The sequence below is a fragment of the Geobacillus lituanicus genome (genome assembly GCF_050994965.1).
Classification (GTDB): Bacteria; Bacillota; Bacilli; order Bacillales; family Anoxybacillaceae; genus Geobacillus; species Geobacillus stearothermophilus.
In genome coordinates this window covers 785,911-798,157 of sequence record NZ_CP194773.1, presented here as the reverse complement: position 1 = coordinate 798,157, position 12,247 = coordinate 785,911, and the positions used below count along the sequence as shown (strand labels likewise).

Here is a 12,247-nt window from a genome sequence, read left to right as displayed (position 1 = left end):
GCGTTTTTTGCAAAAAAGAGCTACGAATCTGAAAAAATGGTTTATAATAGACATATAGTCATCAGATGACCAGTTCACTGAATCCTCAAAAAACAGGAGGGAAACGAATGAAAGTGTCCTTGTTCGTCACTTGCCTCATCGATCTTTTTTATACGAACGCCGGCAAGGCGACCGTCGAACTGCTCGAGCGGCTCGGCTGCGAAGTAGATTTTCCAGAAGCGCAAACATGCTGCGGCCAGCCGGCGTATAACAGCGGTTACGTCAAAGAGGCGAAAGAAGCCATGAAACAGATGATGCGCGCGTTCGCCCACGCTGATTACGTCGTCACCCCATCCGGCTCGTGCGCGGCGATGGTAAAAGAATATCCACACCTTTTCCACGGCGACCCGGAATGGGAAGAGGAAGCGAAACAGCTTGCGGCGAAAACGTACGAATTGACGCAATTTCTCGTTGATGTCCTAAAAGTCGAAGATGTCGGCGCCTCGCTCCACGGACGGGCGACGTACCATACGTCTTGCCATATGACCCGCCTTCTTGGCGTCAAAGAAGCGCCGCTTTGCCTATTGAAAAACGTCAAAGGGCTTGAGCTCGTTCCGCTGCCGAACGCCCACCAGTGCTGCGGGTTTGGCGGCACATTTTCCGTCAAAATGGGGCCGATTTCCGAACAAATGGTCGATGAAAAAATCGCGCATATCGAAGAAGTGGACGCCGACTATTTAATCGGCGCCGACTGCGGCTGTTTAATGAACATCGGCGGGCGCATCGAGCGGCTCGGCAAGCCGATTCGCGTCATGCATATCGCCGAAGTGCTCAATCAACGAAAGTAAGAGAGGAGGATCCCGGACATGCCGATGAAAATTGAAAACGGTCCGTTTTGGAAGCGGGTCGAAGAAAACTTGCACAACGATTTTATGCGCGGGGCGGTCGCCGGCATGCAAGACCGCGGCTATGTGCGGCGGCTTGGCGTCATCGAAGAGCTCGGCCATTGGGAAGAGTGGCGGTCGCTTGCTGAACAAATCCGCAAGCATACGCTCGAAAACTTGGACTTTTATTTAATGCAACTCAGTGAAAACGTTGCCAAACGGGGCGGCCACGTCTTTTTCGCCCAAACAGCCGAAGAGGCGAACGACTACATCCGCCGCGTCGCTTTGGAAAAGCAAGCGAAAAAAATCGTCAAATCGAAATCAATGGTGACAGAAGAAATCAACTTAAATCCGGTGCTTGAGGCCATCGGCTGTCAAGTGGTCGAAACCGACCTCGGTGAGTACATTTTGCAGATTGACGACCATGACCCGCCGTCGCATATCGTCGGTCCGGCGCTCCATAAAAACAAAGAGCAAATCCGCGATGTCTTTCAACGGAAGCTGGGCTATACGAAATCGTCCGACCCCGTTGAGCTTGCGCGCCACGCCCGTGAAATGCTGCGGCGCGACTATTTGACGGCTGACATCGGCATCACCGGCTGCAATTTCGCCATCGCTGAATCGGGATCGATCACGCTTGTGACGAACGAAGGCAACGCCGATTTGGTGACCGCATTGCCGAAAACGCAAATTACCGTCATGGGGATGGAGCGGATCGTGCCGACGTTTGAGGAGATGGAAGTGCTGGTGAGCATGCTCACACGAAGCGCTGTCGGGCAAAAACTGACGAGCTACATCACCGTTCTCACCGGTCCGCGCGATGAAGGCGACGCTGACGGTCCGGAAGAGTTCCATCTCGTCATCGTCGACAACGGGCGTTCATCAATTTTAGGCACGGAGTTTCAACCGGTGCTGCAATGCATCCGCTGCGCGGCCTGCGTCAACGTCTGCCCGGTCTACCGCCATATCGGCGGCCATTCGTACGGTTCCATTTACTCCGGCCCAATCGGAGCGGTCTTGTCGCCGCTGTTGGGCGGTTACGACGACTACAAGGAGCTTCCGTACGCGTCCTCCCTTTGCGCCGCCTGTACGGAAGCGTGCCCGGTGAAAATTCCGCTTCATGAGCTGCTTATCAAACATCGCCAAATCATCGTGGAGCGCGAAGGAAAAGCGCCGGCCGCAGAAAAATTGGCGATGAAGGCGTTTCGTCTCGGGACCGCCTCACCGTCATTGTACCGGTTCGGCACGAAGTTGGCACCAAGCGCCTTCGCCCCGTTTGCCGAAGACGGGCGCATCACAAAAGGCCCCGGCCCGCTCAAAGCATGGACGGAAAGACGCGAATTTCCGGCGCCGAGCAAAGAACGGTTCCGTGACTGGTTCCAAACACGCCAAAAAGGAGGGAATCCATCATGACGCGCGGCACCATTCAAAACCGCGATGCGTTTTTGCAAACCATCGCCGAGCGCCTTGGGAGAAGCCCGCGCCTGTCCGGCGTCTCCCGGCCGCAATGGGATTATGCGCCGCAATGGACGGTGTTTGCCGGCTATAGCCAAGACGACTTGTTGGCAGTGCTTCGCGAACAATGTAAACTGATTCACACTGATTACATTGAGACGACAAACGCCGGACTTGCTGGGGTGCTCAAGCAACAAGTCACGGCTTATGGCGGCGGCCCGGTCATCGTGCCGGATGACCCGCGCTTTGCCGAGTACGGGCTGTCCGCCTTGCTCCGCGACGAATGGCCCGCAGAACAAACGACCGTCCATATTTGGAATCCGGCGCTTGGACGCCAAAACATTGACGCCGCCGAACAGGCCAACGTCGGCATCGCCTTCAGCGACATCACGCTGGCGGAATCAGGGACAGTCGTGTTATTTTCCCGCAATGAACAAGGGCGGGCCATTCACTTTTTGCCGAAGACGTATATCGCCATCGTTCCGAAAAGCACCGTTGTGCCTCGCATGACGCAAGCGGCGGCCATCATTCACGAGCAAATTGAAAAAGGCGTCCTCATTCCGTCATGCATCAACTTCATCACCGGCCCGAGCAACTCGGCCGACATTGAAATGAACTTGGTCGTCGGCGTCCACGGCCCGATGAAAGCGGCGTATATCGTCGTCACTGACCGCTGATCAAAACGAAACGGTGCCCATTCTCGATCATAGGGCACCGTTTTTCGTCAATATTGCCGGCTCACATCGACCGCATTGTCAAGCGGTTCGCCCGTTTCGATGCGGCGGAGCGTGTCTAAAACGCTATGGGCGGCGGCATCCGCTGATGTCAGCGCCGCGATATGCGGGGTGATGATGACATTCGGATGAACCCAAAGCGGCGAGTGCGGCGGCAGCGGCTCTTCTTCGAACACATCGAGCACCGCCAGGCGGACATTTCGGTTTTCCAAGGCGCCGATAAGCGCCGTCTCATCAACCGTCGCCCCACGCCCAACATTGATAAAGCCCGCGTTGTGCAAACAGGCAAAAAACGTCTCGTCAAAGAGATGATGCGTTTCCTCTGTCAGCGGAAGCGCAGCGATCACCCAATCAGCGCAAGCAAGCGCTTCCCCCGCCTCTTCATGGCGGCAAACAGCCGAAAACGGCGGCGTGTCTCGGCCGCTTCGCGATACGCCGATCGGCGAAACGCCGAACAGACGAAGCGTTTCCGCGATGCGCCGGCCGATCTCACCCGTCCCATAAATGACAATCCGCTGTTCACCAAGCCGTTTCGGAGCGAGCGGCTTCCACTGCCGCTGTTCTTGATACCATGCATACACGTCATGACATTGGGCGTCGCGCAATAAGTAGCTGAGGCAATATTCGGCGATCTGCTCGCCAAATGACCCGATCGTCCGCGTCAGCAACACGTTCTTCTTCCATTCCTGCTTCCACAAAAACGCGTCAACGCCCGCGCCGAGCGAATGCACCCAGCGCAAATTGGCGAGCGAAAACGGCCCGGCCGGACGAAAGCCGACGTACGCATCCGCCCAGGCGAAATCATTGGCCGTCAATTCTTCTTCCGCCACAAAGCGAAACGCTTTATCCGGCCGCTTGTCCGGGAGAAGGGCGGCAAGCTCGGCATGAAGCCTTCCCGTCACGAGAATGCGTTGGATGTTCATGGCATCACACCACCCCCAACCGCTCAAATCAACGTCCCTTCTTCACGCTCGGCCTTTTTATTCGTGATATAGCCGGCAGACACGACCAAAATCGTCACGCCAGCGGCAACCGCGTAGACGAACGGGCCATAAGAAAGGTGAACCCAATGCAGCACCCCTTCATCCCCCGCCATCATCTTTCCGGCCGTCCACGCCAAAATGCCGGAGCCAACGTACGCGATCCATCGATGTTGTTCCATCACCCGGACGATCGCTTTGGAGCCGAAAATCATAATCGGGATGCTGATGGCTACCCCGAGCGCCAGCATGCCAAGATGCCCTTCGGCCGCCCCGGCCACAGCAACAACGTTATCAAGGCTCATCACTGCATCGGCAATGATAATCGTCGCAATCGCCTTCAACAACCGGTCTGATGATTGTACGTTCGCTTCCTCTTCCCGTTCGACAAGCACTTTATAGGCGATCCATACAAGCAGCAATCCGCCAACGAAGTGAACGAACGGGATGTTCAGTAAAAAGACAATGATGGCTGCAAACAAGATGCGCAACAACACCGCCCCCGCTGTTCCCCAAAAAATCGCTTTGTTTCGCTGGTCTTTCGGCAGCCGCCGCGTCGCCATCGCAATGACGACCGCATTATCCCCAGACAAAATGATATCAATCGCAATAATCTTCCATAACGCCAACAGCGCCGCGGCAGAAATTGTCAATGATATACCCACCCTTTCCCCTTTGTCTCTCTTCTTCATCATACTGCAAATTCGACTGGGGGACAACAATGGAATAGACTGTCAATGCTCTCGTCCTAACCAATTATGGGGAAGGCTCACTGCATCGTCCGAACTCCGTAGAAAAAGTTAGGGAAGCAAACCATCTTCACTGATGACTGCTTCCCTATCTCTAGCGGAAAAGGTCTATATAACTACCATTTTTTCAAACACCTATCCTTGAACGCTCTCACGCCTCTACGCCCACTATGCTTTGCCCTTCTTGAAAAAGCTGGTGATTCAAGGGGAAATGCTGTCCTCCAACAGTATTTCTCAAGTTGAAAAACCTTGCAACCCCACAACTTCCTGGCTCTTTCTCACTAGACTTCTAAGCTTTCGCTTCATCGCGGAGAAAGTGATGGTTTGCCCTTTCGCTCAACCACGCCGCCACCGCTTCAATGTCATCAGAAAAGACGCGGTCAGCTGTAATGGAGGAAACAATGCGGCGCGCCTTATGGTAAAACTGCCTCGTTGACGGGGCCATTCGCTCGATGCCGCGCGCTTCGACAGCCTGCAACGCGCAAATGAGCTCAATCGCCAGCACTTTTCTTGCGTTTTGCACGATCATGTACGCATGGCGGGCGGCGGTCGTTCCCATGCTGACATGGTCTTCCTGGTTGGCCGATGACGGAATCGAATCGACGCTGGCCGGATGGGCGAGCGTCTTGTTTTCCGACACGAGCGAAGCGGCGACATATTGCATAATCATCGCTCCCGACTGCAAGCCGGGCTGTGGGCTTAAAAACGGCGGCAAGCCTTCGCTAAGCTGCGGATTGACAAGCCGTTCGATGCGGCGTTCGCTGATGTTGGCCAGCTCCGCCACCGCGATTTTCAACAAATCCATGGCGATCGCAACGGGTTGGCCATGAAAGTTGCCGCCAGAGAGCTCCGTCCCGTCCGCAAAAATAAGCGGATTGTCCGTAGCAGCGTTCATTTCGATTTCAAGCGTTTCCTTCACATAACGAAGCGCCCTAAGCGACGCTCCGTGCACTTGCGGGAGGCAGCGGATCGAATACGCGTCTTGCACGCGCCGCTCCCCTTGCCTTGTTGTGAGTTGGCTGCCCGCTAAATAGCGGCGCAGCCGTTCCGCCACCTCCGCCTGCTCCTGAAACCCGCGGGCTGCATGGATGCGGGCGTCAAACGCGTCCACAATGCCATAAAGCGCCTCAATCGTCAGCGCCGCGATCCATTCACTGTCATACGCCAGTTGTTCCGCCTCTAAGTAAGCAAGGGCTCCGACGGCCGTCATCGCCTGCGTGCCGTTAATAAGCGCCAGCCCTTCTTTCGCTTGCAACGAAAGCGGCGAAATCCCTGCTTGTGAGAGCGCTTGATGAGCAGACATCCGCCGCCCTTCGTACATCACGTCACCCTCGCCGGCCAGCGCCAGCGCCAAATGGGCAAGCGGCGCCAAATCGCCGCTGGCGCCGAGGGAACCTTGCTGCGGCACGATCGGATGGATGCCGGCGTTCAAAAAGGCAAGCAATTGCTCAATGACCGCCGGCCGCACGCCGGAATACCCTTTTAACAACGCATTGGCTCGCAAAAGAAGCATCGCCCTCACGACATCTTCGGCAAACGGCGCTCCGACCGCGCAGGCGTGCGAGCGGAGAAGATTGATTTGCAGCTGTTCAAGGTCGCTTCCTTCAATGCGCACATCGGCGAGTTTGCCAAAACCCGTATTCACGCCATAGATCGTCCGTCCATTGGAGATCGCTTGTTCCACTGCCGCACGGCTTTTCTCGACAGCCCTCATGCTTTCCTCATCAGCCGCCACCCGCTCCCGTTCATAGACAACACGTCTTACCTCATCGATCGTCAATGTATGCCCGGTCAATACGATCATCATTTCATCTCCCTTCGTTTGTTTTCTCAATCGAACGCCTGGGCAAACAAAAAAGGAGGCGCCCTGCCATATGGCAACGTTCGCCTCCTCATGACTTATTGCTCTAGGCACTTACCGTCTTATATATGATTGATTCCAAGCCCGGCCGCCTCGTGCTCAAGCCCGCGCACCGGGGCGCCGATCGTCCCGTACAACGCAACGGCGATCCATTCCCCTTCGTTCGGCTGTTCATACGGCATGCCGCGCACGACGGCGAAACGAAGGCCAGCGGTTCTCAACAAATCTCCCAGCTCTACCTGCCCTCTCGTCACGCCATGCACCGCCTCTAAAATCGCATGGTATAAGGCGTGCATCTCGCGGTACAAGCCGCCGTCCACCACTCCATGCCGCTTTGCCGCCGTCTCAATCGCCGCGACGATTTTTTGCGGCTCCATCGCCCCGACCCGCCCTTGGCAATAGCGCCACAAAAGCGCCTCAAGCTGGCTCAAGACCGGGCCTTCCTCCCCCTCATCCAGCATCGCCAGCAGCAACGCCTGCCGGCCGATGCGCGCTTGTCTTGGTTCCATGGCTTCTACACACCTATTGGTCTTTTTTTCTATTGTATGATGACAATGAAAGCGATGTCAATGATAAATTTCCATTTTTTAGTTCATTAAAACAGTAACAGGATGAATGATCGCCGTTGATGCCTCTGGATGAAAAATTAGGGGAAACATGTGCTTCGCGGCGAGCCATCAACCACTCCACCTTCTCATCTTCAGCTTTACATTTTTTTGATTATATGATATCATATAAATATCAAATCGACATTATAAGGGGGATAGGGATGAGAGAACAAGAAGCATGGCGCATAGATGGATTTATCGGCATCGGATGCGTCGCCCTTTTCGTTCTGGCTGGTTTTGTCAGCCTCATTCAAGCGCAGCTCTTATTGGCCGTTTTCTGCTTCGCCCTTGCCGCCTTCTTGGCGACTGGCATCACGATCGTTCAGCCGAATCAAGCAAAAGTGATCATTTTTTTCGGCCGCTACTTTGGCACGATTCGCGACAGCGGGCTGTTTTTCACCGTGCCGCTCACCGTTCGAAAGAAAGTATCGCTGCGCGTGCGCAACTTCACGAGCAACAAGTTGAAAGTGAACGATGTTCAAGGCAATCCGATTGAAATTGCCGCCGTCGTCGTTTTCCGCGTCATTGATTCAGCCAAGGCTGTGTTCGATGTTGATGATTACGAACAATTCGTCGAGATTCAAAGCGAAGCCGCCATTCGCCATGTCGCGACAAAATATCCGTACGACACGTTTGAAGACGACAACGAGATTACGTTGCGCGGCAACGCCGATATTATTTCCGATGTTCTCGCCGCTGAGCTGCAGGAGCGATTGCGTGTCGCCGGAGTCGAGGTGATGGAAGCGCGCCTCACTCACTTGGCGTACTCCCCGGAAATTGCGAGCGCCATGTTGCAGCGTCAACAAGCAGCCGCCATTTTGGCCGCCCGGAAAAAAATCGTCGAAGGCGCTGTCTCGATGGCGCAAATGGCGATCGAACAGCTTGACAAAGAAAACGTTTTAGAGTTAGATGATGAACGAAAAGCCGCAATGGTGAACAACTTGATGGTGGCGATCGTCTCCGAACGCGCCGCCCAGCCGGTGATCAATACCGGCAGTCTATACTGATGGTTGTGGAGTGCGATGGCAAAGAAAAAATCATTCCCTTTGCGCATTGATTATGACCTGTACGCCATACTAGAGCAATGGGCGCAGGACGAGTTTCGCAGCGTCAACGCCCAAATCGAGTATTTGCTGCGGGAGGCGGCAAAGCGCGCTGGACGGCTCGGAAAAGGAAAAAACGATCCAAAACAAGGAAGCTAGCCGATGACGGCTGGCTTCTTTCCTTTTTCAGTCATGGGCATTTGTTGCCGAAATATAATGATAGCAGAGCTCTTTTTCGAAAGGGGGACGACCTGATGGCCCACCCGCTGCCGCCGCTTACAACCATTACGAAATCTTATGGATCGTCCGTCCCGCCGCGCTTTCAACAGCTCAGCCGCCTTGGCCGAAAGAAGCGCTCGCCGCCAAAAAAGCGAAAACCGATTCCTGACTTCTTCTTACCACCGACGGATCTCCCGCACTTTGCCGGGGCATCCGTTTTTTTATGCATTTTTCCATTCCGTTTCAAATGCCTATTGATAAAAATATAACGTTCACGTTAATGTTATGTTTGTAAAAATGATCGTGATCACGATAAAGCGAGGGGCCCCGAATGGACCGATTCAAAATCGATGACGTCGCCAAAGCAACCATCTTAACCAAACGGATGATCTGCTATTACGAGGAGATCGGCCTGATCAAGCCGCCAGCGCGCAGCGAGGGCGGCACACGCCTATATACAGCCGACGACATCGAACAGTTAAACAACACGCTGTTTACAAGCTATGTGATGGAAACATCGCCGTACGAACGCGGAGTCACCCCCGGCATGTACAATTTTGTCCGCTGGATGGGCGCTGCCATCGCTCCCGTACTGTCGGGCGTCATCGGCCACGCCGTTTCGGCAAAGGCGCCGTTTATGGTCGCCATGGCGCTGGCGCTTGTCGCTTTTCTCTTTCTCGTCTGGCACAAACACGAACCGTCGGCGACGAAAACAGTCTGACCAACGACAAGGCCAAAACAGCACAACTTGACGCAAGCTGGAAGACCCGCTGGCTGGCATGGATCAGCGCCCGTTTTCACCTGAAAACGGGCGCTTCTTTATCGGCAGCCTGTTCGGGTTTCGCGCGGCTTCCCATCGGCTGCCTGTTCATTCGCTCCCTCTCCTTTTAGCAAGGGCGAATCGTTTGTTTCTCGCTAATCACGACCCCGCGCCTTTTCATTTCCTCAATATACACCTCTCCTGGCACGGCTTGCTCCGGCGGATAGACGCCGCGCTTTGTGATCACCCTGCGGCCGATGAGCTGGGCGACAGCGGAAATGGTGTAGGCCGTCGTGCGCGCCATCGCCGTTACCTTGTTTTCGCGGTCATTAAACGTGACGGTCTCGTATTCCAATACCGTTTCCTTCCCGCCTTTTCGGCCGCCGACGATGACCCGAAGCAACACCACATCATCTTTCCCTTTCAAATCAAGCAGCGGCTTCAGGACGGAAAGCAGCACATCGCGCGGTTTGACTTTGCATCCATTGACCTCCACTTCCACATCATTGCGCGTCAAGTTCAAATCGACGAGCAGCTTAAATTTTTCTGCATGGCCGCGGTAGCGGATCGTTTTGTACTCGAGCCGCTTCAAGTTCGGAAACGAGCGCGAGAGCGTCGACGTCCCTCCTGAGGTATGAAACGCTTCAAGCGGCCCAAACCGGTCGAAATAAATCGGCTCGACTTCCGAAAGCGACGGCACTTCCTGCTTTTGGCCGTCGCGGATAATGAGAGACGGATCGGTGTAATGGTCAAGCAGCCCCTCGAGCGAAAACACATGGTTGTACTCCAGCGGCGGTTCGGGGCGGACGGGGATGCCGCCAACATACAGCAAGATGGATTCCACCTCATCGAGTTGACTCGCCCCATAGCCGGATAAAATGTTGATCATCCCCGGCGCGACGCCAAGGTCGGGGATGATGGTCACCCCAGCGGCTTGGGCTTGTTCATGCAGCTCAAGCACCCGGTCGGTGATATGGCCGATATGGCCGCCTAAATCGACAGAATGGACGCCAGCTGCAATAGCTGTTTTCGCCACCGTTTCATTGAAGCGGTAAAACAAGGCATTGACGACGACATCATGCCCTTGCATGGCCGCTGCCAGTTGTTGCGGATCGCCGGCATCCACCCGCACAGCGGCAAGCTTTTCGGAATGAAGCTGCCGCACCGTCTGCTCCACTTTAGCCAAATCGACATCCGCCAGCGTCACCGCCTCAACATCTTGGCTTTGCACTAAATCGCGCGCCGCTTCTTTTCCCATCAGCCCCGCTCCAAGCACGAGCACTTTCATCGTTCTCTCCCCCTCTGTCACCGATTGTTTGCCATACGCTTACATGACAGCCGCTGTTTTCACATCGTTGCCGCGGCCGCCGCTTCGATTCACGATATAGGTTCCACGTTGATCTTCGCTTCTCTTTTGCCGACCATGTTGCAAGCGACAGCCCGGTTCAATCATCGGTATCGATTTGCGCCCGTTGCAGCTTGCCGCTGAAATCGACATAAATGCTCCGCCATTCGGTGAAGACGTCAAGCGCCGCGACGCCGGAGTCGCGGTGGCCGTTGCCCGTCCCTTTCGTGCCACCAAACGGCAAATGAATTTCCGCCCCTGTCGTGCCGGCGTTGACATACACGATGCCGGTGTCCAAATCGCGCATTGCTCGGAAGACGCGGTTGACATCGCGGGTGAAAATGGCGCTTGACAGCCCGTAATCGACACTGTTGTTGACGGCGATCGCTTCGTCCAAACTGCGGACGGACATGATCGACACAACCGGGCCGAAAATTTCTTCGCGGGCGATGCGCATATTCGGCGTGACATCGGTGAAAATCGTCGGCGCGTAGTAAAAGCCGCGCGCATAGTCGCCCTCGCGCAATATATAGCCACCCACAAGCAGTTTCGCCCCTTCTTCTACGCCAATGCGCACGTAGCGGTCGATTTTTTGCAGCGCCTCTTCATGGATGACGGGTCCGACTTTGACCGTTTCATCCAACCCGTTGCCGATTTTCAATGTTTTCACGGCTTCCAGCAGACGCCGCTCAAACTCCTGTTTCACCCGCTCATGGACGATGACCCGGCTGCACGCCGTGCACCGCTGGCCTGATGTGCCGAACGCACTCCAGATGATGCCGTCAACCGCCAATGTCAAATCGGCATCATCCATGACGATCACCGCGTTTTTCCCACCCATTTCAAGCGACACCTTTTTCAACAGTCGTCCGCATTTTTCCGCAATCATCCGCCCGACTTCATTCGATCCGGTAAATGAGATGACCTTGACATCAGGATGCTCGACGAGCGCATTGCCGACTGTCGGCCCGTCACCGTGGACCACATGAAACACTCCCGGCGGCAAGCCCGCTTCTTCAAAAATGCGAGCTAATTCCTGCGCCATGATCGGTGTCTCGGGCGCGGGCTTCCATACGACCGCATTGCCGGCCACAATCGCGGGGAACGACTTCCACGTTGCGATGGCAATCGGAAAATTCCATGGAGTGATGATGCCGACAACCCCCACCGGCGTGCGGACGCTCATCGCAAACTTGTCTTTCAGCTCAGACGGCGTCGTATCGCCGAACAACCGCCGTCCTTCCCCCGCCATATAAAACGCCATATCAATGCCTTCCTGCACTTCGCCGCGCGCTTCCTCAATCACCTTGCCCATTTCCATCGTCAACAGCCGTGCCAATTGTTCTTTCCGCTCCTTTAGCAGCATGCCGACTCGATATAAAACTTCCGCGCGTTTCGGCGCCGGCACGAGCGCCCACTGTTTTTGCGCTTCTTTGGCTGCCTGAACCGCTTCATCGATATCGTTTGGCCCGGACATCGCCACCTCGGCAATCGTTTCCCCCGTCGCCGGATTGATCACCGGCGCAAATTGCCCGGTGCTTGGCTCCTTCCATTCTCCATTGATATAGTTTTGGATTTTCACTGTATACTCCCCCCATTTTTCTAGATGATTTATTGAGATAATTTATAC

At 55.1% G+C, this 12,247-nt stretch carries 11 protein-coding genes and 2 pseudogenes; 7 read left to right on the top strand and 6 right to left on the bottom strand.

The genetic code is table 11. From position 1 onward, the window contains the following. Positions 1 to 107: 107 nt before the first annotated feature. From ACR1UW_RS03940 to ACR1UW_RS03930, 3 genes are read left to right on the top strand one after another with little or no spacing between them, the layout of a single operon-like run. Positions 108 to 827, top strand: a complete 720-nt coding sequence (locus ACR1UW_RS03940; RefSeq protein ID WP_023633721.1) for a (Fe-S)-binding protein — start codon at positions 108 to 110, stop codon at positions 825 to 827. An 18-nt stretch (positions 828 to 845) separates the two neighbouring features. Further along, positions 846 to 2,276 (top strand): LutB/LldF family L-lactate oxidation iron-sulfur protein, encoded by a 1,431-nt coding sequence (locus tag ACR1UW_RS03935; RefSeq protein ID WP_498934638.1) that lies wholly within the window; start codon positions 846 to 848, stop codon positions 2,274 to 2,276. After that, positions 2,273 to 2,995: a LutC/YkgG family protein gene (locus ACR1UW_RS03930; RefSeq protein WP_023633723.1), complete on the top strand. Its 723-nt coding sequence runs from the start codon at positions 2,273 to 2,275 to the stop codon at positions 2,993 to 2,995. The genes ACR1UW_RS03935 and ACR1UW_RS03930 overlap by 4 nt, the downstream gene beginning before the upstream one ends. Positions 2,996 to 3,042: 47 nt before the next feature. Here the strand turns inward: ACR1UW_RS03930 and ACR1UW_RS03925 are convergent, their stop codons facing one another. The 4 genes from ACR1UW_RS03925 to hutP all read right to left on the bottom strand — a co-directional run bounded on the left by ACR1UW_RS03925 (position 3,043) and on the right by hutP (position 7,151). After that, positions 3,043 to 3,975 carry a D-2-hydroxyacid dehydrogenase gene (locus tag ACR1UW_RS03925; RefSeq protein ID WP_498934635.1) on the bottom strand — a complete coding sequence of 311 codons (933 nt, stop codon included), beginning with the start codon at positions 3,973 to 3,975 and terminating at the stop codon, positions 3,043 to 3,045. A 23-nt stretch (positions 3,976 to 3,998) separates the two neighbouring features. Beyond that, positions 3,999 to 4,727: a TerC family protein gene (locus tag ACR1UW_RS03920; RefSeq protein ID WP_185968142.1), complete on the bottom strand. Its 729-nt coding sequence runs from the start codon at positions 4,725 to 4,727 to the stop codon at positions 3,999 to 4,001. A gap of 343 nt (positions 4,728 to 5,070) precedes the next feature. Further along, entirely contained in the window at positions 5,071 to 6,585 is a 1,515-nt protein-coding gene (gene hutH, locus ACR1UW_RS03915) for a histidine ammonia-lyase (RefSeq protein WP_498934633.1), read from the bottom strand. Positions 6,586 to 6,704: 119 nt separating this feature from the next. Then, a complete protein-coding gene (gene hutP, locus ACR1UW_RS03910) occupies positions 6,705 to 7,151 on the bottom strand; it encodes a histidine utilization transcription antiterminator HutP (protein ID WP_498934631.1) in 447 nt (148 codons plus the stop codon). A gap of 260 nt (positions 7,152 to 7,411) precedes the next feature. On the opposite strand from hutP, the gene ACR1UW_RS03905 reads away from it, so the two are divergent. The 4 genes and pseudogenes from ACR1UW_RS03905 to ACR1UW_RS03890 form a co-directional block, all read left to right on the top strand. After that, positions 7,412 to 8,257 carry an SPFH domain-containing protein gene (locus ACR1UW_RS03905; RefSeq protein WP_498934629.1) on the top strand — a complete coding sequence of 282 codons (846 nt, stop codon included), beginning with the start codon at positions 7,412 to 7,414 and terminating at the stop codon, positions 8,255 to 8,257. A gap of 15 nt (positions 8,258 to 8,272) precedes the next feature. Further along, entirely contained in the window at positions 8,273 to 8,452 is a 180-nt protein-coding gene (locus ACR1UW_RS03900) for a type II toxin-antitoxin system antitoxin (protein WP_063193705.1), read from the top strand. A 391-nt stretch (positions 8,453 to 8,843) separates the two neighbouring features. Further along, positions 8,844 to 8,936 (top strand): annotated as a pseudogene (locus tag ACR1UW_RS03895) (MerR family transcriptional regulator); the annotation flags it as partial. A gap of 45 nt (positions 8,937 to 8,981) precedes the next feature. Next, positions 8,982 to 9,233, top strand: a pseudogene (locus tag ACR1UW_RS03890) (MFS transporter); the annotation flags it as partial. A gap of 166 nt (positions 9,234 to 9,399) precedes the next feature. On the opposite strand, the gene ACR1UW_RS03885 reads toward ACR1UW_RS03890, so the two are convergent. Next, positions 9,400 to 10,560, bottom strand: a complete 1,161-nt coding sequence (locus ACR1UW_RS03885) for a saccharopine dehydrogenase family protein (protein ID WP_498934627.1) — start codon at positions 10,558 to 10,560, stop codon at positions 9,400 to 9,402. Positions 10,561 to 10,717: 157 nt separating this feature from the next. Then, positions 10,718 to 12,199: an aldehyde dehydrogenase family protein gene (locus ACR1UW_RS03880; protein WP_498934625.1), complete on the bottom strand. Its 1,482-nt coding sequence runs from the start codon at positions 12,197 to 12,199 to the stop codon at positions 10,718 to 10,720. Positions 12,200 to 12,247 lie beyond the last annotated feature (48 nt).